Source organism: Psychrobacter sp. TB20-MNA-CIBAN-0197, from assembly GCF_040309765.1.
Classification (GTDB): Bacteria; Pseudomonadota; Gammaproteobacteria; order Pseudomonadales; family Moraxellaceae; genus Psychrobacter; species Psychrobacter submarinus.
The window spans coordinates 1-266 of the sequence record NZ_JBEOPC010000730.1; the positions used below are offsets into that span (position 1 = coordinate 1).

The window sequence follows — 266 nt, forward strand, 5'->3', positions numbered from 1 at the left end:
TTAGTTAACTCAACATGCTGGTTTTGTAATTGCTGCTGTGCGTGTTGCTCGGTTTTTAAAGCATTAAGCTGTTGATTTACTTTTTCTTGTAAGGTACGCAGCTGTGTTTGTACTGCAAAGTACTGAGTTTTTTGCTCACTGAGTTGCTTATAGGTTTCATCAAGCTTCTCGGTTGTTAAATCGTTAAGCTCGGTGCGTGCGTCTTGCATGGTCGTTTTAATTTCTAGCTGCTTAGTCTGTGCAGTTTGTATTGCTTGGCTATGTTG

Annotated in this window: 1 protein-coding gene; it reads right to left on the reverse strand. The window is 40.2% G+C overall.

The genetic code is table 11. The annotated features are described in order from the left end of the window. Nucleotides 1-266, reverse strand: a 266-nt coding sequence (locus AAEY83_RS15750) for a hypothetical protein (RefSeq protein WP_351060451.1), incomplete at both ends; no start/stop codon positions are given.